The sequence below is a fragment of the Micromonospora sp. LOL_024 genome, assembly GCF_048060415.1.
Lineage (GTDB): Bacteria > Actinomycetota > Actinomycetes > Mycobacteriales > Micromonosporaceae > Micromonospora.
Genome location: NZ_JBHMIS010000021.1, coordinates 20,761 through 46,461, shown reverse-complemented (window position 1 = coordinate 46,461; position 25,701 = coordinate 20,761). Strand labels below are relative to the sequence as shown.

26 protein-coding genes, 1 tRNA gene and 2 pseudogenes are annotated in these 25,701 nt (G+C 72.2%); 18 read left to right on the top strand and 11 right to left on the bottom strand.

Features of this window, described 5'->3' with window-relative positions:
- The first annotated feature begins 8 nt into the window (after nt 1-8).
- Both ACFHWY_RS20090 and ACFHWY_RS20085 read left to right on the top strand, forming a co-directional pair.
- A complete protein-coding gene (locus ACFHWY_RS20090; protein ID WP_416581760.1) occupies nt 9-620 on the top strand; it encodes a MarC family protein in 612 nt (203 codons plus the stop codon).
- Nucleotides 621-758: 138 nt separating this feature from the next.
- Complete coding sequence (locus ACFHWY_RS20085; RefSeq protein ID WP_416581805.1) at nt 759-1,601, top strand: PD-(D/E)XK nuclease family protein; 843 nt, start codon at nt 759-761, stop codon at nt 1,599-1,601.
- A 16-nt stretch (nt 1,602-1,617) separates the two neighbouring features.
- Here the strand turns inward: ACFHWY_RS20085 and ACFHWY_RS20080 are convergent, their stop codons facing one another.
- Both ACFHWY_RS20080 and ACFHWY_RS20075 read right to left on the bottom strand, forming a co-directional pair.
- Nucleotides 1,618-2,472, bottom strand: a complete 855-nt coding sequence (locus ACFHWY_RS20080) for an oxygenase MpaB family protein (protein ID WP_416581759.1) — start codon at nt 2,470-2,472, stop codon at nt 1,618-1,620.
- A gap of 41 nt (nt 2,473-2,513) precedes the next feature.
- Nucleotides 2,514-2,942 (bottom strand): Fur family transcriptional regulator, encoded by a 429-nt coding sequence (locus ACFHWY_RS20075; protein ID WP_416581758.1) that lies wholly within the window; start codon nt 2,940-2,942, stop codon nt 2,514-2,516.
- 199 nt (nt 2,943-3,141) lie between these two features.
- Between ACFHWY_RS20075 and ACFHWY_RS20070 the strand changes: the two genes are divergently transcribed.
- On the top strand, nt 3,142-3,627 hold the full coding sequence (locus ACFHWY_RS20070; RefSeq protein WP_416581757.1) for a DUF2231 domain-containing protein: 486 nt from the start codon (nt 3,142-3,144) through the stop codon (nt 3,625-3,627).
- Nucleotides 3,628-3,677: 50 nt separating this feature from the next.
- Here ACFHWY_RS20070 and ACFHWY_RS20065 read toward each other — a convergent pair whose 3' ends face one another.
- Nucleotides 3,678-3,971 carry a hypothetical protein gene (locus tag ACFHWY_RS20065; RefSeq protein ID WP_416581756.1) on the bottom strand — a complete coding sequence of 98 codons (294 nt, stop codon included), beginning with the start codon at nt 3,969-3,971 and terminating at the stop codon, nt 3,678-3,680.
- A 320-nt stretch (nt 3,972-4,291) separates the two neighbouring features.
- Between ACFHWY_RS20065 and ACFHWY_RS20060 the strand changes: the two genes are divergently transcribed.
- Nucleotides 4,292-4,465 (top strand): hypothetical protein, encoded by a 174-nt coding sequence (locus tag ACFHWY_RS20060; protein WP_416581755.1) that lies wholly within the window; start codon nt 4,292-4,294, stop codon nt 4,463-4,465.
- 89 nt (nt 4,466-4,554) lie between these two features.
- Nucleotides 4,555-4,767 carry a hypothetical protein gene (locus ACFHWY_RS20055; protein WP_416581814.1) on the top strand — a complete coding sequence of 71 codons (213 nt, stop codon included), beginning with the start codon at nt 4,555-4,557 and terminating at the stop codon, nt 4,765-4,767.
- Between the two features lie 216 nt (nt 4,768-4,983).
- On the opposite strand, the gene ACFHWY_RS20050 is transcribed toward ACFHWY_RS20055, so the two are convergent.
- Nucleotides 4,984-5,622 (bottom strand): 5-formyltetrahydrofolate cyclo-ligase, encoded by a 639-nt coding sequence (locus tag ACFHWY_RS20050; protein WP_416581754.1) that lies wholly within the window; start codon nt 5,620-5,622, stop codon nt 4,984-4,986.
- A 113-nt stretch (nt 5,623-5,735) separates the two neighbouring features.
- On the opposite strand from ACFHWY_RS20050, the gene ACFHWY_RS20045 reads away from it, so the two are divergent.
- The 8 genes and pseudogenes from ACFHWY_RS20045 (at nt 5,736) to ACFHWY_RS20010 (ending at nt 12,840) form a co-directional block, all read left to right on the top strand.
- Nucleotides 5,736-7,889, top strand: coding sequence for a diguanylate cyclase (locus tag ACFHWY_RS20045; RefSeq protein WP_416581753.1), 2,154 nt, complete (start codon nt 5,736-5,738; stop codon nt 7,887-7,889).
- A gap of 9 nt (nt 7,890-7,898) precedes the next feature.
- On the top strand, nt 7,899-8,849 hold the full coding sequence (locus ACFHWY_RS20040) for a UTP--glucose-1-phosphate uridylyltransferase (RefSeq protein ID WP_416581752.1): 951 nt from the start codon (nt 7,899-7,901) through the stop codon (nt 8,847-8,849).
- Nucleotides 8,846-10,153 carry a gephyrin-like molybdotransferase Glp gene (gene glp / locus ACFHWY_RS20035; protein ID WP_416581751.1) on the top strand — a complete coding sequence of 436 codons (1,308 nt, stop codon included), beginning with the start codon at nt 8,846-8,848 and terminating at the stop codon, nt 10,151-10,153. Before ACFHWY_RS20040 ends, glp begins: the two co-directional genes overlap by 4 nt.
- Before the next feature lie 61 nt (nt 10,154-10,214).
- On the top strand, nt 10,215-10,823 hold the full coding sequence (locus ACFHWY_RS20030) for a GNAT family N-acetyltransferase (RefSeq protein WP_416581804.1): 609 nt from the start codon (nt 10,215-10,217) through the stop codon (nt 10,821-10,823).
- A gap of 178 nt (nt 10,824-11,001) precedes the next feature.
- Nucleotides 11,002-11,245 (top strand): annotated as a pseudogene (locus tag ACFHWY_RS20025) (hypothetical protein); the annotation flags it as partial.
- A gap of 131 nt (nt 11,246-11,376) precedes the next feature.
- A pseudogene (locus tag ACFHWY_RS20020) lies at nt 11,377-11,931 on the top strand (hypothetical protein); the annotation flags it as partial.
- A 211-nt stretch (nt 11,932-12,142) separates the two neighbouring features.
- Nucleotides 12,143-12,219: transfer RNA gene (locus tag ACFHWY_RS20015), tRNA-Ala, on the top strand.
- A gap of 132 nt (nt 12,220-12,351) precedes the next feature.
- The gene (locus ACFHWY_RS20010; RefSeq protein WP_416581750.1) at nt 12,352-12,840 is read left to right on the top strand and encodes a YcxB family protein; all 489 of its coding nucleotides are present in this window, start codon (nt 12,352-12,354) and stop codon (nt 12,838-12,840) included.
- Nucleotides 12,841-13,052: 212 nt separating this feature from the next.
- Here ACFHWY_RS20010 and ACFHWY_RS20005 read toward each other — a convergent pair whose 3' ends face one another.
- The 3 genes from ACFHWY_RS20005 to ACFHWY_RS19995 all read right to left on the bottom strand — a co-directional run bounded on the left by ACFHWY_RS20005 (nt 13,053) and on the right by ACFHWY_RS19995 (nt 15,946).
- Entirely contained in the window at nt 13,053-13,856 is an 804-nt protein-coding gene (locus tag ACFHWY_RS20005) for a peptidase (RefSeq protein ID WP_416581749.1), read from the bottom strand.
- A gap of 2 nt (nt 13,857-13,858) precedes the next feature.
- The gene (locus ACFHWY_RS20000) at nt 13,859-15,160 is read right to left on the bottom strand and encodes a VWA domain-containing protein (protein WP_416581748.1); all 1,302 of its coding nucleotides are present in this window, start codon (nt 15,158-15,160) and stop codon (nt 13,859-13,861) included.
- 129 nt (nt 15,161-15,289) lie between these two features.
- Nucleotides 15,290-15,946, bottom strand: a complete 657-nt coding sequence (locus tag ACFHWY_RS19995) for a 4'-phosphopantetheinyl transferase family protein (protein WP_416581747.1) — start codon at nt 15,944-15,946, stop codon at nt 15,290-15,292.
- Between the two features lie 233 nt (nt 15,947-16,179).
- Between ACFHWY_RS19995 and ACFHWY_RS19990 the strand changes: the two genes are divergently transcribed.
- Nucleotides 16,180-16,485: a hypothetical protein gene (locus ACFHWY_RS19990; protein ID WP_416581746.1), complete on the top strand. Its 306-nt coding sequence runs from the start codon at nt 16,180-16,182 to the stop codon at nt 16,483-16,485.
- Nucleotides 16,486-16,900: 415 nt separating this feature from the next.
- On the opposite strand, the gene ACFHWY_RS19985 is transcribed toward ACFHWY_RS19990, so the two are convergent.
- On the bottom strand, nt 16,901-18,592 hold the full coding sequence (locus ACFHWY_RS19985) for a dolichyl-phosphate-mannose--protein mannosyltransferase (protein ID WP_416581745.1): 1,692 nt from the start codon (nt 18,590-18,592) through the stop codon (nt 16,901-16,903).
- A 65-nt stretch (nt 18,593-18,657) separates the two neighbouring features.
- Between ACFHWY_RS19985 and rsmI the strand changes: the two genes are divergently transcribed.
- A complete protein-coding gene (rsmI, locus tag ACFHWY_RS19980) occupies nt 18,658-19,530 on the top strand; it encodes a 16S rRNA (cytidine(1402)-2'-O)-methyltransferase (RefSeq protein ID WP_416581744.1) in 873 nt (290 codons plus the stop codon).
- 6 nt (nt 19,531-19,536) lie between these two features.
- On the opposite strand, the gene ACFHWY_RS19975 is transcribed toward rsmI, so the two are convergent.
- Complete coding sequence (locus ACFHWY_RS19975) at nt 19,537-20,445, bottom strand: hypothetical protein (protein ID WP_416581743.1); 909 nt, start codon at nt 20,443-20,445, stop codon at nt 19,537-19,539.
- Nucleotides 20,446-20,595: 150 nt separating this feature from the next.
- Between ACFHWY_RS19975 and metG the strand changes: the two genes are divergently transcribed.
- Entirely contained in the window at nt 20,596-22,398 is a 1,803-nt protein-coding gene (metG, locus tag ACFHWY_RS19970) for a methionine--tRNA ligase (RefSeq protein WP_416581742.1), read from the top strand.
- 75 nt (nt 22,399-22,473) lie between these two features.
- On the opposite strand, the gene ACFHWY_RS19965 is transcribed toward metG, so the two are convergent.
- Together ACFHWY_RS19965 and ACFHWY_RS19960 are read right to left on the bottom strand one after the other, a co-directional pair.
- Nucleotides 22,474-23,325, bottom strand: coding sequence for an alpha/beta fold hydrolase (locus ACFHWY_RS19965; protein ID WP_416581741.1), 852 nt, complete (start codon nt 23,323-23,325; stop codon nt 22,474-22,476).
- 85 nt (nt 23,326-23,410) lie between these two features.
- The gene (locus tag ACFHWY_RS19960; RefSeq protein ID WP_416581740.1) at nt 23,411-23,764 is read right to left on the bottom strand and encodes a hypothetical protein; all 354 of its coding nucleotides are present in this window, start codon (nt 23,762-23,764) and stop codon (nt 23,411-23,413) included.
- Nucleotides 23,765-23,836: 72 nt separating this feature from the next.
- Here ACFHWY_RS19960 and ACFHWY_RS19955 point away from each other — a divergent pair, with 72 nt between their 5' ends.
- Both ACFHWY_RS19955 and rsmA read left to right on the top strand, forming a co-directional pair.
- A complete protein-coding gene (locus tag ACFHWY_RS19955; protein WP_416581739.1) occupies nt 23,837-24,727 on the top strand; it encodes a TatD family hydrolase in 891 nt (296 codons plus the stop codon).
- A gap of 82 nt (nt 24,728-24,809) precedes the next feature.
- Entirely contained in the window at nt 24,810-25,682 is an 873-nt protein-coding gene (rsmA, locus tag ACFHWY_RS19950) for a 16S rRNA (adenine(1518)-N(6)/adenine(1519)-N(6))-dimethyltransferase RsmA (protein WP_416581738.1), read from the top strand.
- The last annotated feature ends 19 nt before the right edge of the window (nt 25,683-25,701 follow it).

Sequence of the window (25,701 nt, the reverse complement as noted above, 5' to 3'; positions counted from 1 at the left end):
GTGACCGGGTGGATCTCAAGCTCTTCGGCGAGGTCTTCGTGACCCTACTGGTGATCGTCGACCCGCCGGGCATGATGCCGATCTTCCTCGCGTTGACCGGCCCGCTGTCGGCGCGGGAACGCCACCGGGCCGCCTGGCAGGCGGTCGCCCTGGCGCTCGGTGTCATCGTGGTCTTCGCGGTGGCGGGCCAGACCCTCCTCGCGTACCTGCACGTCGACCTGCCGGCGCTGCAGGCGGCTGGTGGGCTGCTGCTGATCCTTGTCGCGTTGGAGCTGTTGACCGGCAAGACCGACGACCCGACGAAGCAGGCCACCGCCAACATCGCCCTGGTTCCGTTGGGTACGCCGCTGCTGGCCGGACCTGGTGCGATCGTGGCGACGATGCTCTTCGTCCAGCAGGCCGACCGGGCGGCGGACTACACCGCCATCGCCGCCGCGATCGTTGCGGTCATGCTGACGGTCTGGATCGTGCTGCGGTTCTCCGGCGGGATCGTGAAGGTCCTGCGGCCGGGCGGGATCGAGGTGCTCACCCGGATCGCCGGCCTGCTGTTGGCCGCGATCGCCGTGCAGCTCATCGCGGACGCGATCGCCGCGTTCGTCGTCCAGTACGGCGGCGGCTGACCCGGGTGGGTGGTTCTGTCGGGGGTGGATGGCAGGATCGCAGACGTGCGACGATCCTCCCCAGCCGGACGACCCGCCGCCGCTGGTCGCCCGCCCCGGCCCCGCGGCCAGCAGCCCGAGCAGCTCGGATTCGAGGGCATGCCGGAGCGGCTGTTCGTCTGCACACCGAGCAAACTCGGTGCCTACGAGGACTGTCCCCGGCGCTACCGCTACTCCTACGTCGACCGCCCGGCGCCGTCGAAGGGGCCACCATGGGCGCACAACTCGCTCGGCGCCAGTGTGCACACCGCTCTGAAGAACTGGTTCGCGCTGCCCGCCGACCGGCGACGGCCCGAGGTGCTGCCAACGCTGCTGAAGGGCACCTGGGTCCGGGACGGCTACCGCGACGACGAGCAGGAGCGCGACGCCTACCGTCGGGCGCTCGTCTGGTTGGAGACCTACGTTGGCGGGCTGGATCCGAGCGACGAGCCGGTCGGGGTGGAGCGGGTGGTCGCGGTGAAGACCGGGGTGCTGGCCTTCAACGGTCGCACCGACCGGATCGACTCCCGGCCCGGCTCGCACGGCCCGGAGCTGGTCATCGTCGACTACAAGACCGGCCGTACCGGCCTGGACGGCGACGACGCGAGAGGCTCTCAGGCGTTGGCGCTCTATGCGTACGCGGCCGAGCGGGTGTTCCGCCGACCGTGTCGCCGGGTCGAGCTGCACCACCTGCCCAGCGGCACGGTCGCCGGGCACGAGCACACCGTCGAGTCGCTGGCGCGGCAGGTGGCCCGGGCCGAGGATTCCGCCCGCGACATCATGGCCGCCGAACGGTCGGTCGCTGACGGCGGCGACCCGGACGACGCCTTTCCGACGGCAGCCGGTCCGCGCTGTGCCTGGTGCGACTTTCGGCGTAGCTGTCCGGCGGGCTCGGCGATCCCGGGCAAGGAGCCGTGGGCTGCGGTCGGGCGCATCACCGGGCCGCCCGCGGCACAGGGCTGATGCCGCCCGGTGGCGGTCAGCTGTTCTCGGTCAGCTGGGCGGCGCGTTCCTTGGCGGCGCGCTGCATCGGGCCTTCCCGCCAGTCGCGGGGCAGCGCGGTGAGGGCGAGCCGGAGCGCGCGAACCGTCACGTCCGCCGACAGGGCGGTGGTCGGCAGCCCCAACCCGCCGTAGAGCCGCCGTGCCCACGCCGGCAGCAGGGCGAACGCGGTCGCGGCGACCCCCAGGTACGCCCAACGGGGTGGCCCGAGGTTGAGCCCGACCCGGGCGGGCAGGCTGAGCTTCCAGGGCAGCGGCGGCACGCTCAGGAACAGGGCGGTCTCGGCGGCCTCCCGGGTCATCCGCAGCTCGGGCCGGATCAGCCGGTAGTACTCGGCCACCTCGCCGGCGGTGCCGGGCACCGTCTCCGGGGCCAGCCCGACCAGGGCTGCTGCACGCCGCTGCTCGGCGTAGTAGCGGTCAACCTCGGCGGCGTCCAGTCGTACGCCGGCCCGGCGCGCGGTGTCGAGGAACGACTCCACCTCGGTGACATGCACCCAGCGCAGCAGGTCGGGTTCGTTGATCCGGAACCGCTCACCGGAGGTCGCATCGACTGCGGTCATCCGCGCGTGCAGCCGGCGCAACCGAAGCCCGGCCCGCTCCGCCTCGGCGGTGGTGCCGTAGACGGTGGTCCCCACGTAGTCGGCGGTGCGGATCAACCGACCCCAGGCGTCATGGCGGTAGTTGCTGTTCTGCGCCACCCCGGCCATTGCCCGTGGATGCAGCGCCTGGAGGTAGAGGGAGCGTAGCCCAGCGACGAAGAGGATGGGCTCCTCGTGCAGTTTCCAGGTGACCGAGTCTGGACCGAACAGGCCGACGTCGACGGTTTCCACTGGTCAAGCGTGCCACGCCGGGCTGGACCCGCCCGGGGTGATCAGGTGTCGGCGCTGCGACGGGCCCGGCAGGAGGGGCAGAGACCCCAGAAAGTCACTTCCGCCTCGTCGATCTGGAAGCCGTGGGCCACGTCGGGATCGAGACAGGGTGCGCTGCCCGTGGTGCAGTCGATGTCCGCGATTTCGCCGCAGCCCCGGCACACCACGTGGTGATGATTGTCGCCGGCCCGGGCCTCGTAGCGGGCAGGGCTTCCGGCCGGCTCGATCCGGCGGGACAGCCCGGCGCGGGAGAGCGCGCCCAGCACGTCGTAGACCGCCTGGGTGGAGACGGAGTCGAGCCGCTCGCGGACCCGCCGGGTGATCTCGTCGACCTCCAGGTGGCCGCCCTCGGCCAGTACGTCGAGCACGGCGAGGCGCGGTCGGGTGACCCGCAGGCCCCTCGACCGGAGTAGGTCCTCGCGGCTGGACATGCGTCAATGACAGCATGGTCGCACCGAGGCGACAACCAACGACCGGGAATCCGTGGCGACGGCCACGGCTGGGCCGGTCCGCAGGCGCCCCGCTGAACCCGGTCGGTCGGCGATGCGTGTCGATGCAACAGGGTCCTGGGCTGATCAACGAGCGGCCCGTACGCTGACATCCCGCGATCATCTACCCCCGGAGGTGCCGATGTTCGAGAAGGTGCTGGGCCTGCCCGTGCACGTGTTGGTCGTACACGCGGTCGTCGTGTTCGTGCCGCTGCTGGTGCTGCTCGCCCTCGCGTACATCGTCGTGCCCCGGTTCCGGTCCCGGCTGGACTGGGCGGTGGCCATCCTGGCGGTGGTGGCGCCGATCACGGCCTGGGTCGGCACGCAGTCCGGCGATGCGCTTCAGCAGCGCCAGATCGCGCGCGGCTTCTCCGGTGAGATCCTGGACAAGATCAACGAACATGGCTCGTACGGCGAGATGCTGTTCGCGCTCACACTGGGACTGGCCCTGGCGGTCATACTGCTGCTGGTGGCGACCAGCGGTCACCCTCGGGTGCCGCAGCTACCGCGTTGGGTGCCTGCGGTGTTGTCGGTCGTGGTGGCGGGGCTGGGTGTCGCCGCTCTGGTCTACGTCTGGCTCGCCGGTCACTCGGGCAGCGAGATGGTCTGGGGCACTACCTTCGAGTAGGGCCGGGGCCGCCGACGGGCCGGGTGCAGCGTCGACGGGCGGATACCGGCTCAGAGGAACGCGCGGACGCAGAGCAGACAGCCGAGAACTAGCAGGACGGCACCGGCGATCGCGGCGACCGCCCAGGTCACCCGCTGCGCCCGCTGTTCTCCGGCGTCAAGTGCGCCGATGTCCTGATGGGGTAGTCGGCGCGGCGGTGCCGCCTGTAGGTGCACCGGTGGCCGCCAACCAGCCGGCGGTGCGGTGGTCGGCGGCGGCCCGTTGTATCCGCCCGCGCCAGCCGGGCTCGGACCGGCCGCCTGGCTGGGCGGGGCGGTTGTGCCCGCCGCGTCCGGCAGGGCCACCCGTGGGGGATGACCCGGTCCTCCCGGTGCTGGGTGGCGGTCCGCCGGGAGGCTGGCCGTGGACCCGTCGCCGGCTTCCGGCCGGCGCCACGGATCGTCGGAGGCTGGGCCGGGGTGGGGGGTCGTCACGCTGCCCGACGCTACCAACCACCCCCGCTGCTGTGGCTCAGGCCGCGCCGCGCCTCGGGCGCGGAGCCGGCGCCAGGGTGTAGGACGCCGCTTTCAGCCGCCGGCACCGATCTAGGCCGGTAGCGACCGGAAGCCCGGCCGCCGAGATCATCGGCTGCCGGGCAGCTGCGGCTGCGTTACCCTTGCCGCTCGTGACCATCCAGGATCCAGGTGGCCGGGGCGACGAGGATCGTTCACTCGACCTCAGCGACGACTTCGTGGTGCTGCCCGAGCAGACTGCCGACGACACCGATCAGGGGTGGGGTGAGCGGGCTGTCGGCAATGACGACTGGCTGCTCGCCGAGCGTCCACCCCACTGGGACTGACCGGCCGACTGCTCGCGGTGTGCGTCGCGCAGACCTGGGCCCTGTGGCGCCGCCCGGGACCGGTATCTGGCTGGCGGAGTGGTCATTTGGTGCCGGTCGCGGCCGGCGCCTTGCTCGCACCGCCACCGGAGGATCCGCCCGACGAACCGCTGCCGGAGCCGGACGGGGCGGAGCCGGACGACGAGGTGTTCGAGTTGGGTGAGCCGGATGGCGACGATTCGGACTTGCTCGTGGAGTTGCCCGAGTTGGCGTCCGAGCCGGAGGAGTCGGCGCTGCTGGCGGCGCGGGAGTCGGTGCGGTAGAAACCCGAACCCTTGAACACGACGCCGACGGAGTTGAACAGCTTCCGCAGCCGCCCTTCGCACGTCGGGCAGGCGGTCAGCGGCTCGTCAGAGAAGGACTGCACTGCCTCAAGCTGGTGACCGCACGCGGTGCAGGCGTACTGGTACGTGGGCACGTTCTCCTCCGGGTCTGACACGGCCGGTTGGCACTCGACGTATTCGAGTGCCAATGGTGCGTCATCGGCCCCCGGTTCGTCCAGCTGAAGTGTGGGGGACGACACCCGGGAGGGCGGTCAGGTAGTGGACGCCGCCGGTCGGGGTGACCACCGCACGGACCGGCCGGTCGTGCGGCTCGGCGGGCAGCGCCTCCACCAGTTCACCGTCGTGCAGCGGCACCACGGTGAGGACATCCGGGGGCACCCGCGCCAGGGCCCGGTCGTACGAGCCGCCACCCCGGCCCAGCCGCACGCCCTGACGGTCCACGGCGAGCGCGGGCACCACGACCAGTTCCGCCGTGGCGATCGCGGTGCGCCCCAGCCGAGGGCCGGTCGGCTCGCGGATGCCCCGCCCCGCGGCGATCATCGCCGCCGGCCCGGCCCAGACGGCCCAGTCGAGATCCAGGTCGTCGCGGACCACCGGCAGCAGCAGCTGTCCGCCGGCGGGTTGCGCGTCGGCGAGCACCGCCGGTAGGTCCGGGCCGCCGGGCTCGCCGTGCACCGGCACGTACCCGGCGATCCTGGTCGGCCGCAACCGGTGGACCAGAGCCGTCAGCTCGGCCTGGACGCGCGTCGCGGCCCTGGTGCGCTCGGCTTCGGGGCGCGCCCGTCGGCCCGCGAGCAGGGCGACGCGCGCCTCCCGCTTCGCGTCATGTGTCACTTCCGCTCCCTTCAGCAAATTCCGGCACGCAACACTCCTCACGCAGCGCTCCTCATAACGTCGCTCTGTGTCAACATCGCAGACAACGGTCGCGCAACTTCCGGGGGGAAGTGTTGACGCTACGCGGGCGGTTGACCGCAGCCTTCCTGGCCGTGGCGTTCGGTCCGGTGCTGCTCGGCGCGGTCTTCGTCGCGTCCACCGTGACGGCGGTGGACCGTAGCCGCGCCACCGAGCGGCTGGCGGTGGCCGCCACGGCGGTGCGCACCTCGATCGATGCTCTCTGCCAGCAGTTGCGCGCCGCCGCCGACGCGGTCGCCCTCACCACGGACCACGCCGGTGCCGCCACCCAGGCGGTCAGTCGGGGCCTCGCCGCCGCGGTGCTGGTGACCGACGTGACCGGGCGGGTCAGCCACGCCACTCCGGACGCCCCACCGGCGCCCTGGCGGGACTGCGCCGCACCGGAACCGCCGGCTGGGTCGGTCAGCGCACTGGTGGCCCGGGTGGAGCTGCGCGACACCGCCGGCCTGGCGCTGGGCACCGTCGCCGCCGCCCAACCGGTCGACCCCGCGCTCATCTCGCGGCTCGCCGCGGTGACCGGGGTCGCGGTGACCCTGCTCGACGGCGCCAGCGGGCCGCTCCAGGCGGCACACAGCACCGAGTCCGCAGGTGGGCGTGGCGCGGTGCTCGCCGCCGTGGCGTCCCTGCCGCACGGGCGGGTCAGCGGCACCACCGACGGCCGGTACGCCCGACGGGCCGGCCCAACCACCGGGCAACCCCTGCCCCTGGTGCTCTCGGTGCCCAGCAACCAGCCGCCCGGTCTGCACGCCGTGCTGGTCGCCGTGGTGCTGCTGGCCGCGCTACTCGGGGTGGCGGTGGCCTGGCGGCTGGCCCGGGTGACCACCCGCCCGTTGGTGGAGTTGGCCGGCGCGGTCGACCGGGTCGCAGCCGGAGACCTCACGACCCGGGTGCCGGTACGCAGCGACGACGAGATCGGCCGGCTGGCTGTCGCCTTCAACCGGATGACCCGCGAGACCGGCGGCTACCTGGCGGCGCTGGCCAGTAGCCGGGACCAGTTGCGCGGGCATCTGGCGGTGCTCGGTGACACCCTGGCCAGCACCCACGACCTGCAACGGATCCTGCGGGTGATCCTGCACAGCGCGCTCGCCGTGACCGGTGCCCGGGCCGGGGCGGTGCTGCTCACCGACCCGGGCGGCATGCTCGTCGCGCAGTGCACCGAAGGCTTCGACGGGCGCTGGCCGGATGCCGGTGCGCCGCTGGGTGGCGGCGTGGTCGGCACGGTAGCGGCGACCGGACAACCTCGTCGTGGTCGGGTCGGCCCGGCGCCGGGCGAGCCCGGCGACCCGCCGTGCCGGACGTACATCGCGGTCCCGTTCGCGGCCCCGGCCGGACGTGGCGAGACCGGCCCGGTCTCTGCGGCCGACGGCGACACCCCGTCGGTGCTGGCGTTGGGTGTGCTGGCCCTCTACGACCGGCTCGGCGGCGAGGAGTTCGACGACGAGGACGTGATCACCCTGCGGACCTTCGCCGGCCACGCGGCGGTCGCCGTCGACAACGTCCGTGTGCACGAGGAGAACCAGCGGCTGTCGCTCACCGATCCGCTGACCGGGCTGTGGAACTACCGCTACCTTCGCGAGTCGCTGCGCCGGGAGGTGGAGCGGGCCAGCCGGTTCGGCCGGATGGTGAGCATCCTCGTCCTTGACCTTGACCGGTTCAAGCAGGTCAACGACACGTACGGTCACCCGGCCGGGGACACCGTGCTGGCCGAGTTCGCCCGACGGGTACACGGTGAGGTCCGGGAGGTGGACCTCGCCTTCCGTCAGGGTGGGGAGGAGTTCGTGGTGCTGTTGCCGGAGACCGACGCCCGGGGCGCCACGATCGTCGCCGAGCGGCTCGGCGCGGCCGTCCGGGGCACTCCGGTGAGCGTGGTGGGGCACACCGGGGTGCGGATGCCCGTCCCGGTGACCGTCTCCATCGGCATCGCCGTCTTTCCCGATCACGCCGACAGCGGCCCCCAGGTGCTCCAGGCGGCCGACGAGGCGTTGTACGCGGCGAAGGCCGCAGGCCGGGACACCTGGCGGGTGGCGTCGGCCCGGCAGGCCTCGGTCACCCGGGAGATGCCCGTACCGCCGGCTGCGCGTAGCCCCTCCGACGGGCTGCCTCGCGCCGGACCCGGCACCGGCAGAACCGGCCCGGTGGGCGGCGCGTCTTCTGGTCCTCACCCGCCGGGGCACGGCCATGGCCGATAGTCTCGCGGCATGTCGGAGCACTCAGCGAACCCCTCAGCGGCCGCCACCGGTCGTCCCCGTGCCGTCAAGGCCGTCATCCCGGCCGCCGGTCTGGCCACCCGGTTCCTGCCGGCCACCAAGGCGGTACCCAAGGAGCTGTTGCCGGTGGTGGACCGGCCGGTGTTGCAGTACATCGTCGAGGAGGCAGCCCAGGCCGGCATCGGCGACGTGCTGCTGATCACCGGCCGGGGCAAGACGTCGATGGTGGACCACTTCGACCGCCGCCCCGACCTGGAGGAACGGCTCGCGAAGAAGCCCGACCTGCTTGCCGCGGTCAAGCGGACCGAGGAGTTGGCGGCTATCTACACATGCCGGCAGCCGGAGCAACTGGGCCTCGGCCACGCGGTCGGGTACGCCGAGTCGCACGTCGGTGACCAGCCCTTCGCGGTGCTGCTCGGCGACGAATTCGTCAACCTCTCCGAGCCGCTGCTGCCGGCCATGCTGGAGCTGCAGGCCCGTACCGGTGGGGTGGTGCTCGCCTTCTTCGAGGTGGACGCGGCCGAGACGAAGCGCTACGGGATCGCCTCGGTGGAGCCGGCGGAGTCCGAGCTGACCGACATCGGCGAGGTCGTGAAGGTGACCGGCATGGTGGAGAAGCCGGAGCCGGAGGACGCGCCGAGCAACCTCGCCGTGCTCGGCCGGTACGTGCTGCCCGGCAAGATCTTCGACGCTATCCGCCGTACCGAACCCGGTAGCGGCGGGGAGATCCAGTTGACCGACGCGATGGAGTTGCTGCGCACCGAGGGCATTCCGGTGCACGCGATCGTGTATCGGGGCATCCGCTACGACACCGGCATGCCGCTGGGCTACCTGCAGACAGTGGTACAGATCGCCGCCGAACGCGAGGATCTGGGCGCCGAGTTCCGCAAGTGGCTGGCCGAGTTCGTCAACTCCGAGGCGTCGGGCGGTCCGAATACATGACAGCGACGGCCGACGCCGAGGCGGCCGAAAACGGGTTGACGCCGCTCGCCGACTACCTGGGCAGCGTGCTGCGCAGGCTGCGTGCGTTGCCTCCACTCGACCTCGACCTCACCCAGGCGTACGGCAACGTCCTCGCCGAGGATGTCGTCGCACCGCACTCGTTCCCGGCCTTCGACCAGGCGGCCGTCGACGGGTACGCCGCGCGCTGGGAGGACATCTCGGGCGGTGGCCGGGGATACGTCCCGGCCCAGTCCGGCGGGTCGGGCGGGCGCACCGTACGGCTCAACGTCGTCGGTGACCTCGGTGCGGCGAGCTGGCGGCCGGTCCGGCTCACCCCGGGCTCGTGCTTCTCGGCCGCCGCCGGAGCGCCGCTGCCCATCGGGGCCGACGTGGTCGTCCCGGTGGAGTGGACCGACCAGGGCATGGCGGCGGTGGAGATCTTCCGCGTCCCTAAACGAGGGTACGGGCTACGCCGGACCGGTGAGGAGGTGACCGGGGGTGCCGTGCTGGCTCGCTGTGGCACCTACGTCTCGCCGGCGCTGGTCGCGGTGCTCGCCGCCACCGGCATCGGCCACGTGGTGGTGCGGCCCAGTCCACGGGTGGTCATCGTGGCCACCGGCGACGAACTGGTCGACGTGGGCCGCGGCAGCCAACCCGGCCAGGTGGTCGACGCCAACTCGCACGCCCTGACGGCCGCGGCGGCCGAGGCCGGCGCGCTCGCGTACCGGGTGGGCATCTGCGACGACGATCCGGAAGGGTTGCGCGGGCTGCTGGAGGACCAGACCCTGAATGCCGACCTGATCATTACGACCGGCGGCACCGGCACCGGGCCGGGCGACATGGTGCGCCGCATCCTGTCCCGTCGGGAGGGCAGCCGGGCCGGGCCGGTGACCTTCACCGATGTGGCGCTCTACCCCGGTACCGCGCTGGGGTTCGGCACCGTCGGCGCCGAGGAGGTGCCGGTGGTCTGCCTGCCCGGCGACCCGGGGGCCGCGATGATCGGTTTCGAGGTGCTGGCCCGCCCCGCGATCAACCTGCTGGCCGGCGCCGAGCCGGTGTTCCGTCCGAGTGTGCGGGCGCACCTGCTGGAGACCGTCGCTTCCCCGTCCGGGCTGCGGGAGTTCCGGCCGGCGCACGTCGCCGAGCGGCGCGGCGGAGGTTACACTGTCCAACCGCTCAACGGCGGCCCGTTCACCCTCTCCGGCCTGGCGGAGGCGAATGGACTTCTCGTTCTCGGTGAACGAGTGACGGCCGCCGCCGCCGGCTCCACCGTGGACGTGCTGCTGCTGGATCGCCGACGGTGAGCCGCCGGTAATGCTCGGGAGTGGAGGTTCGGTGTTCCGACGGGCACCCGGCTGGCCGGCGATGCTCTCCGACGGTCCGGTGCTGCTGCGGCCCTACCGACGTTCCGACGCGCTGGCCTGGTCCGAGGTTCGTCGCGCGAACCGGGACTGGCTGGCCCCCTGGGAGTCGTCGATCCCCGGTGACTGGGAGGATTTGAACTCCCCGGCCGCCTTCCGCTGGATGTACCGCGACCAGCGACGCTCGGCCCGTACCGGTGAGGGGATGCCGTTCGTGGTCTGCCTCCACGACGGCGGCGAGGAACGGTTGGTCGGCCACATCAACGTGGGCAACATCGTGCGGCGGGCATTCTGCTCCGGGTACATCGGCTACTGGGTGGACCGCCGGGTCGCCGGCCGTGGGGTGATTCCCACCGCGCTGGCGCTCGTCGTGGACCACGCCTTCGGCCCTGGCGGGCTGCACCGCATCGAGATCAACATTCGTCCGGAGAACCGGGCGTCGCGCCGGGTGGTCGAGAAGCTGGGCTTCCGCGAGGAGGCGTACCACGCTCGATACATGCACATCGACGGCGCCTGGCGCGACCACATCGGATACGCGACGACCAGCGAGGAGGTCGCCGCCGAGGGTGGCCTGCTGGCCCGCTGGCAGCGGCTGCGCGCCCGCACACCGTGAGGCGTCCCACGTGCGGGATCGGCGCGGCGCGCCGGCTCCGGCGACGGTGGCCCGTAACCTCAGGTAACTGCAAGCTGCGGCAGGTGCTGCCCGCTCCGCACGATTAACGTCGCCGACGTCGATTGGTGAAAGATCCTGCGGCCGGTCGGAGCTTGCTCCGAATTCGGTGACGGGAGGGGTGAGGGTGCCGACCTCGGTGCTCCTCGCCGTCCTCGCCGCCGCCGGCCTGCTCGCCCTCGCTCCGGCGCTGGTTCGCCGGTACGACGCCGCCGAGCGGCTGGTGGCGGAGCGGGCGCAAACGACGGCGCGGGTGCTCCAGCGCCGCCGCCGACGCCGCACTGTCCCGGGCCGGCGGCCGGTCAACCCGTCCCGCGCCCTGGTGGTCACCCTCAGCGAGGACGCCGACTCGGGCACCCTCGCCGGCCCGGTCTCCGGACCACCCGCCACGCGCCGTACCGGCCCCCCTGTGCCTGGCGGCTCAGCTGCCGGGCCCGGCGGAGGGCCACTCCCGCGCCGCACCGGTGAGCCGGGCGAGGGCTCCCGGCACTCTGCCAGGGAGGGGGGCGGGCGGCCGCCGCGTCGCTCCGGTCGGCCGAGTCGGCTGCGGTCCGTGCCGCCGGGCGGGGGTCGACCCCGCCGCCGTACCGACCGGCGGCACCAGCACACCCCGGCCATCTACCGCCGCCGTCGGGTCCTTGCCGCGCTGGTGCTGCTCAACGCCGTCGAGTTGGTCGGCGTGCTGGTGGTCGGCCCCGGCTTCTGGGTCAGCTTCGGGGTCACCGCCACTCTGCTGGTCGTGTACGTCGTTCACCTGCGCGCCCGCGCTCTGGCCGACCGTCGACGCCGGCGGGCGCGGGCACGCGAGGCCGCCTGGCTGGCCGTTCGGCAGGCCGAGGTACGCCGGGAGCAGGCCCGCCGCGCCGCAGCCCGTCGAGAGGCGCAGCACCGGCTGGCCGCCCAGCGGGAGTCGGTCCGGCGTACCGCCATGGGCCTGGACCGCCCGGCCGACCTGCCACCGGCGGCCGGCGGCGGCTCGGTGTCCTACCGCCGGTCCGGCGGCCTACGTGGCCGCCCCTACGAATCCGGCCCCGGCTCCCACACCGCCTGACCCCCGGGCGCTGCCCGTTCAGGACAAGGCGGCAGTTTCGGGGAAGCTGCTGCGTCGCGGCCGTGGAAGGCCACAACTCGGGTGCGGTTTCGCGGATCTTGCGTGCTGCCGGTGAGCGGGGCGGTTCGCGGCGAGGGCGGCCGACCTGTTAGCCTTGCTGCCGGCCCGCCCGGTGACAGCCGGGTGGGACCGATGCCGGTCAGCCGGCGGAGGGGCTGTGGCGCAGACTGGTAGCGCACCTCGTTCGCATCGAGGGGGTCAGGGGTTCAAATCCCCTCAGCTCCACCACAAAGCAGCAGGTCAGAGGCGGGTTTCCGGTTGATCGGGAGCCCGCTCTCGATCATTAAGTCGACAGAGCGACCACATTCGGCCCTGTTGCCGCAACGAACGGTGCCGGCGGTTGGGCACTATCGTTCTGGCGTGCACATCCGTTTCGACATCCCAGCCGATCCCGCCTACCCGGGCCGCGTGGCCGTCGCGCTCAGCAGCGTGCAGTTGCGAAGGTACGGCTACGTAGGCGCGGTGCTGGCGGCGGTTGGCGCGATCGCTTTCGCGGTCTCGCGGGGGTTCGCGTGGGGCGAGCAGCTCTCGTCGCTGTGGCTGACGATGCTGGTGGGCGGCCTGCTGGCGATGCTGTGGGGGCCGTGGGTGCGGTTGCGCGCCCGGCGCCGCTCAGGTCGCTACGCGGTCGAGGGCAGTTACGACATCACCGAGGACAACATCATGATGCGCAGCGGCTCGGAGACCGGCGGCATCGCCTGGGACGGGGTCTCCCAGGTGAGGGACACCGCGGAGTTCTGGATCGTGTACGTCGGCGGGATGCCGGCGACCGTGATCCCCCGCCGGTCGATGTCTCCCGACGACGCCGAGACGTTGCGTACCTTCATGGCCAGACGTGGGCTGCTGTAGCCAGCCGTTGAGGACCTGGCCACCGCACTGGACGCCGACCTCGCTCGTGGCTGTGGGAACGGGCCGAGGCGCTACTCGCGGGCCGACGTCCGAATCGGGCGCCACCGGCGGGTGCCGGCGGTGCCCGCCGGTGACGGTGTGGCGGACCGCCGGCAGGTCGCGACCGGGCATCTGAATGCGACCTGCCGGCTGGGCACGGCTGGTGATGGAACCTATCCGCGGACCCGACCGGTTGGGGGGCGGCGGGTCAGGGCGAAGCCGACCACACCGGCCACCGCGGCCAGGATTCCGCCGACGGCGGTCCAGATCCAGCGGGAGCCGGCCGCGGGCAGCCAGCCGGTGAGGTCGAGGTTCCAGTCGCTGTCCGCTTCGGCCTCCGACGCAACCGCCGGCTCGGCGTCCAACACGGCGCCGGCGTTGGTCGGCGGCACCAGCGCGGCCGCCAACCTGCCGTCGTCGGACGAGGTGTCGGCGTCACCGGTGGTGGAGACCAACAGGTCCACGTCGATCGGCAGACCGAGGTCGGGCTCGGGCACCTCGACCACCGTCAGCCGGACGTAGTACCTGCCGGGCAGCGGATCGGCGGACCACGGCTCGGCCCACGGGCGAACCCGCCGCAGGGTGCAGCCGATCGCCACGCTGCGCGCCGAGGCGTCGGCGGTTGGCGTCTGCGCGCCGGCCGTGCACGCCTGCCGGCGGCGCAGCCCGTCGAAGACCTCGACGGTCCAGGTGGACCGGCCGCTGCGACTCTGGGCGAGAGCGACCGTCGCGGTGATCTCGTGGATCTCGCCAGCATCGGCCGGGAACGCCCAGTACAGGTACTCGCCGGTCGATGCGCTGACCCGTACGGGCTGGCCAGCGGCGAGGGGGGTGGCACTCAGGAACGTGGTGCCGGCCTTGGTGACGGTGGTGGCACCGGGGGAGGGGGTGGGGGTGGGCGCTGCCAGCGCCGTGGCCGGGGCCAGGGCGACGCCGGCGGCCAGCAGCGCGGTGACGCTTGCCGAGACGATACGCATCTTCAGTTCCTCCAGGTGGCTAGCCACCAGCGGGTGAGCAGTCCGGTGACGAGCCCGGTGAGCAGGCCGGCCAGGGTCAGCAGGAGCAGCAGCACCCAGCCTCGACCGAGATCCGGGCCGTCGGGTGCGGGTGACGCGGCGACCACGTCGACGGTCAGCTCGACCGGCAGGCCCGGGTCGGCCGCGGTGCCGGCTGCGGGCGAGAACATGTTGCTGACCACGAGGCAGACGGTGGTGACGGCCGGGGGCGCGCTGGTCGCCGGATTCGGTGTGGCGTCCCCGTCGCGCTCGGTGTCGTCGCTGTCCTCGGCGGCGGACCAGCGCAGGCCGGCAGAGACGACATCAGTGCGTCCACTGCCGGCGTCCACCCCCCGGACGAGTTCCCGGCCGTCGGTGGCGGTGGCGCGCAGCAGTACGCCGTGGTCGAGGTTGACCGGCCGGTCGAGCGCCATGCTGACCGAGGCGCGTAGCTCCTGCCCCGGCCGGACCGGCACCCGGTACCAGCGGTGCTCGGAGAAGGTTTCCCGGTCGCTGTACACGCCGGGGGCGAGAAGCGGTGCGTCCTGGCAGGCGTCGGTTCCGCCGACCTTTGCCGGCGTGGTCGTGTACGTGTCACGGGCCCGCTCCACCAGTTGCTTGAGCCGGTCGGTGAGATCCTCGGCGCTCTGCGCCGCGGTGTAGGTACCGCCGGTGGCGGCGGCGATGCAGAGCAACTGCCGGCGTACCTTCTCGTCGGGGGCGAGACCGAGTGTGTCGACCACCAGCGCGGTGCCCTGGGCGGCCAGTTCCCGCGCCACCTGGCACGGGTCGGGAGGGGCGCAGGTGTCCTCGCCGTCGGTGATCAGCACGATCCGCCGGGCGGTGGTGCCGGCACCGAGGTCCTTGGCTGCCTCGCGTAGGGCGAGTCCCACCGGGGTGAAGCCGGTCGGGCGCAGCGTGGCGACGGCTGCTTTCGCCGTTGCCCGGTCGACCGTGCCGACCGGGACGATCTGCTGGGTGTCGAGGCAGCCCTGCTTCTTGTCCTTGCCCTGGTAGGTGGCGCCGAGCACCCGGATGCCCAGTTGTGTCTCGTCGGGTAGGGCGTCCACCACCTCGCCGAACGCCTGCTGCGCCACCGAGATCCGGCTGCGCCCGTCAATGTCTGTGGCCCGCATCGAGCCGCTGACGTCCAACACGAGCTGGACGCGGGGTGGCTCCACGATGGGTTCTGCTCTGTCGTCGGCGGATGCCGGAACCGGGCCGGCCAGCGTGGTCGCCGCCAGCAGCCCGAGTAGGACCGCTGACGACCATCTCTTGTTGATCACCGGGCGGAGTGTAGCGATGTCCACTGCGGACACGTACTCGGGCTGGAGCCGCGCCACCGTCGCCTTGCCCCGCCCGGTCCGAGGCGCTGGCCCGTCCGGCGGTGCCGACGGCGGCGTCAGCAGGGGGCGTCACCGGGTGGGGAGCGTGGCAGCGGTGCGTACAAGGTCGCCGTCGATCGCGAAGCGCCCGGTGACCAGCGACGGCGGGTGGGTGGCTGCGGCGGCGTCGACCCGGGCCGGCGAGATCCGTGCCGTGAACGTCCCGGCGTCAGGGTCGACGTGTACCAGCGCGTCGTGGAAGTCCAACCAACCGCCGACGATCGGGTGCCAGATCTTGTAGACGGTCTCCTTGGCGCTGAAGATCACCGTCGGCCAGGAGATACCCGGCGCCAGCCTCGCGCACCAGTCGTCCTCCTCGGGCAGGCAGATCAGGCGGCGCACCCCCGCGCTCAGCTCCTTGTGCCGTTCGGCGTCCATGCCTACCGCCCGGACCTCGCTGCTGCGGGCCACGGCGGCGGCGCAGTAGTCGCGGGTGTGCGTTATGGTGCCGACGACTCCTGCCGGCCAGACCGGTGACCGGTCGGCGGCGGCCGGCACGGCGACCGGGGGCAGGCCGAGTGCGGCCATTGCCCGCCGGGCGCACACCCGGCCGGCGGTGAAGTCGCGTCGGCGGCTCTCGACCGCGCCCTCGCCGAGGTGGGCCAGCTCCGCGGCGTGCAGCTGTCCGGACCAGTCGTCCGGCTGGGCCACGACCACCGCGACGGCGGGCGGAAGCAGGTCACGCACCTTCGGCCCCGTGGTGGTGCTTTCCGCCGGTGGTGCCGGTACCGTCGGCCGGCGACGGTGGATGCGCTGGGTTTGTGTCCTGCCTACAGCGGGTCGCGGTGACCATGGTTGGTCAAAGTACCGCAGCGGTGTAACACCGTGGTGTCCCTGGGGCGCTGATGCTTGCGCACGGGCAGGTACAGACCGGCGGCGGGTGCCGATCCGCCGCCCAGTCGGATGCGGAGGGGAGCGCGATGACAGGTGTTGCGGATCGCTCGGGTGTCACGGTGGTCGAGACGTGTGGAACCGCGCCGCAGACCCAGGTCGGCGAGCACGCCCCAGTGGCTCCCGACTGGACGTGTGGTACCTGCGGCGCTGTCTGGCCCTGCGAGCCGAAGCAGGACCGGCTGCTGACCGAGTACGGTGCGGATCGGGCGATGCTCAGCGTCTATCTGGGTGCCTGCCTGGCTGCCGCAGCCGCGGATCTGCACGCCAGCGGATCGACCTCGTTGCAGGACCGGTTCTTCGGCTGGCTGCCGCGCCGCCCCAGGCGGTCCTGATCGCCGGCCGCAGCCGTTCTGGTCGCCTGGTCACCCGCCGCCCCAATTCGGACTTGCGTTCGAGCTGGATCGATGCAAGGGCTCCTTGCGCTGCTAGATGGAACGATTTAGCGCGTCGGCAAGGTGGAAGTTCCAGCACGGCGCAGAGTGTGCAGTCGATTACGCAGTGATAGCCTCGGGCGGGGATTCCCTCCATCTCGCGCCCGCGTCGGGAATCTGACTTGTGCCGCCCCGTTGTGCCGCTGGTCGCGGGTAGTTAAGCTGCTGATGCGCGCCCCAATCGCCCGCTTCCCCCGTGGCAGGCGATCGGGGCGCGCCCTATTTCTGCCGGCATGAGCATGCCGACCATGGAGAAGGCCCGCACGCTCCTGGCGTGCGGGCCTTCTCCATGCAGCGGGGGATCAGTCTCGTCGGCTCATATCCAACGTCCGTCCAACCACATCCGTCTCGACCAGTCGTCGTAGGGCAGCACGTCACCCACGAAAATCGGATAGAAGTACGCGAAGCAGAGGACGACCAGCACCACGTAGACGCCCGCGATCACCCCACCGACCAGCCGGCGGTCCTGGCTCGCCTCCTCGTGGGCTCCGCCCACCGGTCGGCTGCCGCTCGGCCCGGCCGGAGAGGCGATGGCACCGAGCACGTAGACCACCGCGAGCACGAGGAACGGCAGCGCGGGCGCGGCGTAGAAGGAGAACATCGTCCGGCCGTCCAGGGCGAACCAGAACCAGGGCAGCAGTCCGGCCGCCACGGTGAGCAGGATCGTTCCGGCCCGCCAGTCCCGCCGGGCCAGGCCGAGCCACCCCAGCGCCACCAGCGCGGGCAGGAACGACCACCACAGCAGCGGGGTGCCCAGCAGCAGCACCTCCTCGGCGCAGCTCGCCGCACCGCAGGGGCCCTCACCGGTCCAGTGGAAAGCCACCGGCCGGCCCAGCAGCAGCCACTGCCACGGCCACGACTGGTACTTGTGCGGATCGTCGAGCTGGCTGTGGAAGCCGAGCGCGGCCTGGTGGTACTGCACCAGGTTCCACAGGGGGCCGATGAGCGGGGTGTCGCTGAGCCCGGCATCCGGGTACCGCTCGGCGAGCCGGTAGTAGCCCTCCTGGCCGAACAACCAGCCGGACCACGTAGCCACGTAGGTGACCGCCATCAGCAGACCGGCGAGCACCATCCAGGGCACTCCGTCGAGCAGGGTCTCCCGCCACGGTCGGCGTACCCCCGCGGAGCGGCGGGCGCCGACGTCCCAGAGGAACATCAGCAGCACGAAGACGGGGACGAAGAAGAGCGCACTCCACTTCACGGCGAAGGCACAGCCGAGCAGCACCCCGGTCGCCAGCCGCCACCAGGGCCAGTTCCGCCAGCCGGTCGGCGGGCGGCCGGCGCGCCCCCGGGCGGTCGGATCCAACCCCGCCTCCAGGGCCCGAGCCCAGCGTCGCCGGGTCGCGTCCCGGTCGAGCACCAGCGCCCCGAAGGCGGCCAGCACGAAGAAGAGCAGGAACATGTCCAGCAGCGCGGTGCGGGAGAGCACCAGGTGAAAGCCGTCGACCGCTAGCAGTAGTCCCGCGGCGCAACCGAGCACGGTCGAGCGGAACATCCGGCGGCCGATGCGGACCAGCAGCAGCACCGAGAGGGTCCCGACAACCGCCGCCGAGAAACGCCAACCGAACTCTGGCGAGGTGGTGAAGAGGTGGCCGGCCACGGAGATGCCGTGCTCGGCGTCGGAGTAGCCGAAGGCCCACTCGCCGAATCCGATCAGCCACTTGCCGAGCGGCGGGTGGACCACGTACGACGGGCCGCCGTCCTTGTAGTTCCACTCGACGCCCCTGTCGACCAGGCCCCAGGCGTCCCGGGCGTAGTAGACCTCGTCGAAGATCTTGCTGGGCGGATGGCTGAGGTTGGCGAAGCGGAGAACCGCGGCGATAGCCACCACCACGGCTGTGGCAAGCCATGAACGGTCGTCCAGACCCGCCTCGATGGTGGCCAGCCGCCGCCGGATCGCCGCCGGCACGCCACCACCCTCCGAATGGCTGGAGGTGGCCGTGGTCGCCGTGAGATCCGGCGGCGGCTGGTCCGGGCCCGCGCTCTGTGCTGTCGACGCACTCGTCACCCGGCGATCGTAGGCTGCGGAGGGGGCGGTGGCGTCCACCGTCCCCAAATCCGGAACGGTCATCGATGAAGGAGCGCGTTCTTGTGGGCGAGATGTCGGAAATAGGTCGCCTGGTGTTGCTCGGCGCGCCGCTCGGCAACCCCGCCGACGCCTCTACCCGACTGGGCGAGGTGCTCTCCACCGCCGACGTGGTCGCCGCCGAGGACACCCGCCGGCTGAGCCGGCTCGCCCGAGACCTCGACGTGACCATTCCCGGGCGTGTCGTCTCCTACTTCGAGGGCAACGAGGAACGGCGTACCCCCGAACTGGTCGAGGTGCTCACCGCTGGCCACCTCGTCGCACTGGTCACCGACGGCGGCATGCCCAGCGTCTCCGACCCCGGCTATCGGCTGGTCCGCGCGGCGCTGGACGCCGGGATCCCGGTCACCGCCGCACCCGGGCCCAGCGCCGTAACCACCGCCCTCGCCCTGTCCGGCCTGCCCTGCGACCGGTTCTGCTTCGAAGGGTTCCTGCCGCGCAGCCGCGGCGCCCGTCGGGCCCGGCTACGCGCGCTGGTCACCGAGGAACGGACCCTGGTCCTCTTCGAGGCGCCACACCGGGTCGCCGCCGCGCTGGCCGACCTGGCCGACACGTTCGGCGTCGACCGGCCCGCCGCCCTGTGCCGCGAGCTGACCAAGACGTACGAGGAGGTGCTGCGCCGCCCGCTCGGCGACCTGGCCCGATGGGCCGCAGAGGGCGACCCGCGCGGCGAGATCACCCTCGTGGTGGCCGGCGCCCCCGCGACGCCACCGGCCCGCCCGGACGACGACGCGCTGCGCGCACTCGTGGCCGAGCGGGAGGCGGCAGGCCGTACCCGCCGGGATGCGGTCACCGACGTCGCGACCGACCACGGGTTGCGCCGCCGTGACGTGTACGCCGTTGTGCACCAGCAGCAGTAGAAGCGCTCACCAGGCGGCGGCGAGGAAGCCGAGAGCGATCAGCGCCGGGCCGGTGAGCGAGGCGGCGACCGCCCAGCGTCGGGTGCCCGGGTCGGGCAGTCGGGTCGCGCCGGTCCAGCGGGCGATGCCCACCCCGCAGCCGAGCACCGTCAGCAGGCCGAGCAGCCAACGAAGCTGGGCGGCGGCCCCCTGGTCGGCGTACGCGACCTCGCCGCCCGGACCGGTCACCCGGGCGGGCAGCGCCGTACCGGCCGCCGTCCGATGCCCGGGCACCCCGCTGACCCGTACGCCGTGAGTCCGGAACTGCCCGTCGGTCGGGGTGAAGATGCCCCGACAGCGCTGGGCCAGACCGTCGCCGGTGCACCCGCTCAGGACCACCGTGCCCGGGCTGGCGTGCCCGACGGCAAGCCAGAACGGGCCGGCGCTCACCCAGGCGAAGAAGGCCGCGGCGAGGCTCAACCCGACCAGCGCGGCCAGCCCCGCCAACGGATCCGGCGGGTGGGCGGCCCTCACCCGGCGTCGGGGCACCGGCCAGAGCCGACGCCACCACGGGAGCCTCGGCGCCTCCTGCCGCACCGGGGTGCCGTCCCAGTGCACCTCCTCGATCGGTGCCCAGAACGTCTCCTCCTCCGGCGTACCGTCGTCGGAGGACCGGCCCCGGCGGCCCCGGCGGGTGGCCGACCGGAGTGGGACCCGGCGTGGCAGGGTGTCGGCCGGCGCACCGGTGGTCGCCTCCAGTTCGACGCCGGCCGGGTCGGCTCGGCCGGGTCCGACCGGCATCCCGCCGTCGGGCGCTGCCGCGACCGTGCGGGGGTGTGGCGCCAGCGCCTGGGTACGCGACGACCCGGTCGGCTCCGGTCGGATGTCGATGGGAAGGCTGTCCTCGTGGTCTCGGCTGCCCGTCACGCGCTTCATTGGACACCGGCGCAGATGTTTGACCGGGCAGCTCAGGCAGCGTGTCGGCGACAAATCGGACCATCGGCCGAGCGGTACCGGGCCGCTGGGCACACCGCAGACCTCCATTGATTCGCGGTCGCTCCCGACGGGTCACTAGGCTTTCTGCCCATGAGTCACGTTCTCGCGGCAGTGGCCTGGCCGTACGCCAACGGCCCGCGCCACATCGGCCACGTCTCCGGTTTCGGCGTTCCCTCCGACGTCTTCGCCCGATACATGCGGATGGCCGGCCACGACGTGCTCATGGTCTCCGGCACCGACGAGCACGGCACGCCGATCCAGGTGCAGGCCGACGCCGAGGGGCTGACCCCGCGTGAGCTGGCCGACCGGTACAACCGGGTGATCGTGGAGGACCTGCACGGTCTCGGCCTCTCCTACGACCTGTTCACCCGCACCACCACCCGTAACCATCACGCGGTGGTGCAGGAGCTCTTCGAGGGGATGTACCGCAACGGCTACATCGTGCCGAAGACCACCATGGGCGCCATCTCGCCGTCGACCGGCCGGACCCTGCCCGACCGGTACATCGAGGGCACCTGCCCGATCTGTGGTTACGACAGCGCCCGCGGCGACCAGTGTGACAACTGCGGCAACCAGCTCGATCCGATCGACCTGATCAACCCCCGCTCGAAGATCAACGGGGAGACGCCGAAGTTCGTCGAAACCGAACACTTCTTCCTCGACCTGCCGGCGCTCGCCGAGGTGCTGCGGCAGTGGCTCGACACCCGGGACGGCTGGCGCCCCAACGTGCTGCGGTTCTCCAGGAACCTGCTGGACGACCTCCAGCCCCGGGCCATCACCCGGGACCTGGAGTGGGGTGTCCCGATCCCGCTCGACGGCTGGCGCGACCGCACCGACAAGCGGATCTACGTCTGGTTCGACGCCGTCATCGGCTACCTGTCAGCGTCCGTCGAGTGGGCCCGCCGCTCCGGTGACCCGCAGGCGTGGCGAAAGTGGTGGTCAACCGACGGCGAAGGAAAGGACTCCCAGTCCTACTACTTCATGGGCAAGGACAACATCGTCTTCCACTCGGTGATCTGGCCCGCGCTGCTCGCCGGCTACTCGGGTGAGGGAAGCCACGACGGCGAGCCGGGCCAGCTCGGGCGGCTCAACCTGCCCACCGAGGTGGTCTCCAGCGAGTTCCTGACCATGGAGGGGCGCAAGTTCTCCTCGTCACGACGAGTGGTCATCTACGTCCGGGACTTCCTCGAACGCTACGACGCGGACGCCCTGCGTTACTTCATCGCGGTGGCCGGCCCGGAGAACAACGACACCGACTTCACCTGGGCCGAGTTCCTCCGCCGCAACAACGACGAACTGGTCGCCGGCTGGGGCAACCTGGTCAACCGGTCCATCTCGCTGGCTTCGAAGAACTTCGGCGCGATCCCGCCGGTCGGCCCCGACGGGCTCACCGAGGCCGACGAGACACTGCTGGCGGTCGGCCGGGCCGGCTTCACCACCGTCGGTGAGCTGATCGCCCGGCACCGGCAGAAGCAGGCCATCGGCGAGGCGATGAAGGTGGCCGCCGAAGCTAACAAGTACCTCTCCGAACAGGCACCGTGGAAGCTCAAGGCCGAGGCCGACAAGCCCCGGATGGGCACCATCCTGCACGTCGCCCTCCAGGTGGTCGGCGACATCAACACGCTGCTCACCCCATTCCTGCCGCACTCCGCGCAGAAGGTCCACGAGCTGCTCGGCGGCGTCGGGGTGCACGCGCCGATGCCGATCATCGAGGAGGTCGCCGATCTCGACGGCGGACCGGCGTACCCGGTGCTGACCGGGGACTACACGCAGGGCGTGCGCTGGGAGTCCGTACCCCTGGAGGTCGGTCGGCCGCTCGCGGCGCCCAAGCCGGTGTTCCGCAAGCTCGACCCGTCGATCGTCGACGAGGAGCTGGCTCGGCTCGACGGCTGAGGTGGCGCCGCGCCCGCGACGGGCGCGGCCCGTCACAAGGGCCGCGCCCGTCGCGCGTCAGTGCGGTGCCGCAGGTCAGGCCGGGGCCATCGACGGCGAGCCGATGAACTCCATGATCGCCTGGTTGACCTCGTTGGCGTTGGTCCAGGGTGTGCCGTGCGGCGCGCCCTTGAGGGTGACCAGCCGGCTGTCGGCGATCATGGGCTGAAGGCGCTGGCCCGTCTTCGGGTACGGCAGGACGTTGTCCTTGTCGCCCTGCACGATCAGCACCGGCACGTCGATCCGCGACACGTCGGCCCGGAAGTCGGTACCCCAGGCGTCCACCGAGTTGAGCGTGGCGATCGCCGAGGCCCGCGCGCCGATCTCCCAGTGCGCCCGGTACGCCTCCTCGCTGACCAGCCTGCCCCTGTTCTCGTCGTAGTTGAAGAAGTTGTTGCAGAACTGGGTGAGGTAGGCGAACCGATCCTGCGCGATCGCCTGCTTGAACCCGTCGAAGACGCTCGTCTCCACGCCCTCCGGGTTGTCCGGCGCCTGCCGCAGATACGGCGCCAGCGGCGCCAGCAGCACCGCCCGGTCCACCCGCTCCGAGCCGTACGCACCCAGGTAGCGGGTCACCTCACCGGTGCCCATCGAGTGACCGACCAGGATCGTGTTACGCAGATCCAGCTCCGTCATCAGCACGTCGAGGTCGGCGGCGAAGGTGTCGTAGTCGTACCCGAACGTCGGCTGCGCCGAACTGCCGTAACCGCGCCGGTCGTACGTGATCACCCGGTACCCGGCGTCGAGCAGTGGCCCGGAAACCTTCTCCCAGGTCGCCCCGTTGAACGGGAACCCGTGGATCAGCACGATCGGCTGACCCGATCCATGGTCCTCGTAGTACAGGTCGATGGGCGCGGAGTTCTCCGTGCCGACGGTGATGAAGGGCATCTGGTCCTCCTGTCAGGGTGGGCAAACCGAGCCTTCCCCGGCGTACGGCCGTTATTCCTGGCCGTCGCTACCCCGGCCGGGCAGCTCAGAGGAGGCACGGGTGGTCCACCACCTGGTCGTCGACGACCTCTCCGCCCGGGGCCCACACCTCGTAGACGCCCTGTTCGTGGCACTGTGCGCCGGTGATGGCGAGCGCGTCCGGATTCGGGTGCCGCAGCCGTAGCCGCAGCCAGTCAGCCTTCTCCCGGAGCACCAGGCACGGCACCGTCCGCCAGGCGGCCAGACGCAACCGGCGGGCCACCCCGTCGACCGGGTACCGGGCGGCCCGGGTCAACGCCAGCACCCGAAAACCGCCGGGAAGGTCGGCGACCGCCTCGTACTCGCCGCCCGCGTACGTGCCGACCAGGGTGGTCGATCGCGGCGCGTCCCCGATCGGCACGTACTCGCTAGCCGAGGTGAACTGTGGGTGGCGGCCGGGTGGATCCGGCCGGTGTGTGATGCTGTCGAGGAGATGAGTGAGTCGACCAGCCTCCGCAGCCAGCGCGCGGCCCGCCGCGCCGGAGAGTTCCCACCCGCGCCGGAGCCGCTGCCCCGCCCGGTGCTGGACAGCCACACCCACCTCGACATCACCGTCAGCGAGGTCGGGGTACCGGGGGGTGGTGGTGCCGCCGATCCGGTCGCGGCGGCCATCGATGTCGCCGCCGCCGTGGGAGTGGACCGGCTGGTACAGGTCGGGGTGGACGTGGAATCTTCCCGGTGGGGCGCCGAGATGGCAACCAGGCATCCGGCGGTGGTGGCCACGGTGGCGCTGCACCCCAACGAGGCCCCCCGGCTGGCCGACCTCGACGCGGCACTGCGCCAGGTCGAGGCGCTGGCCGGCCAGGACCGGGTGCGCGGCATCGGCGAGACCGGAATGGACTTTTTCCGCACCGGTGACGAGGGCCGCGCCGCGCAGGAGGAGAGCTTCCGCGCCCACATCGCCATCGCCAAGCGGTACGGCCGGACTCTGGTCGTCCACGACCGGGACGCCCACGCCGACGTGCTGCGCATCCTCGACGACGAGGGCGCGCCGGAGACGGTGGTGCTGCACTGCTTCTCCGGAGACGCCGAGTTCGCCCGCGACTGTGTTCGCCGCGGCTACCTGCTCAGCTTCGCCGGCACCGTCACCTTCGCCAGTGCCGCGCCGCTGCGCGAGGCCGCCGCGCTGACCCCACTGGGCCAGATCCTGGTGGAGACCGACGCGCCCTACCTCACGCCGGTGCCGCACCGGGGTCGCCCCAACGCTTCGTATCTGATTCCGCTGACTGTCCGGTCCCTGGCTGCCACCACCGGTGCCGACCTCGACGACCTGTGCGCCGCGATCTCCGCCACCGGGGAACGAGCCTTCGGCCCCTGGCGGTGAGACCAGGCGACCGAGCTGTCAGGACGGGCACCTAACACGAGGCGTTAATAGGGGGTCCTTCCCTACCCCGTAGGGTGTCGCTATGGCCGCAGATCTGCTCGGCCCGGCGGAGATCCGGGACCTCGCCGCCCGGCTCGGCGTCGCACCCACGAAGCGGCTCGGCCAGAATTTCGTGCACGACCCGAACACTGTCCGCCGGATCGCCGCCGCCGCCGGGCTGACCGGCGACGACGTGGCGCTTGAGGTCGGCCCCGGACTCGGCTCGCTCACGCTCGCCCTACTGCCCGCCACCGCCCACATGCATGCCGTCGAGATCGATCGGGCGCTGGCCGGCGCGCTGCCCGCCACGGCCGCCCGGCACGCCGGTCCGTTCGCTGCCCGGCTCACCGTGCACCACGCCGACGCGCTCCGGATCACCGCTGCCGACCTTGCCGATCCGGCTCCCACCGTGCTCGTGGCCAACCTGCCCTACAACGTCGCCGTGCCGGTGGTGCTGCACCTGCTCGCCGAACTGCCCAGCCTGCGGCACGGGCTGGTGATGGTGCAGAAGGAGGTCGCCGACCGGCTCGTCGCCGGTCCCGGCTCCAAGGTGTACGGGGTGCCGTCGGTCAAGCTCGCCTGGTACGCCCACGCGCGGGCCGCCGGGAGGGTGCCGCCGAACGTGTTCTGGCCGGTGCCCAACGTCGACTCCGGTCTGGTTGCCTTCACCCGGCGTGAGCCGCCCCGCGCCGACGTACCTCGGGTACAGGTCTTCGCCGTGGTGGACGCCGCTTTCGCGCAGCGCCGCAAGACTCTGCGTGCCGCGCTGGCCGGTTGGGCCGGTGGTGCCGACCGGGCCGGTGCGGCGCTCGTTGCCGCCGGGGTCGACCCCGGTGCGCGCGGCGAGTCACTCACCGTGGAGCAGTTCGCCGCCGTCGCCGCGTCGGCTCCGAGCCGTACGCCCGCAGCGCAGTAGGCTGACGCCGTGTCCGTCG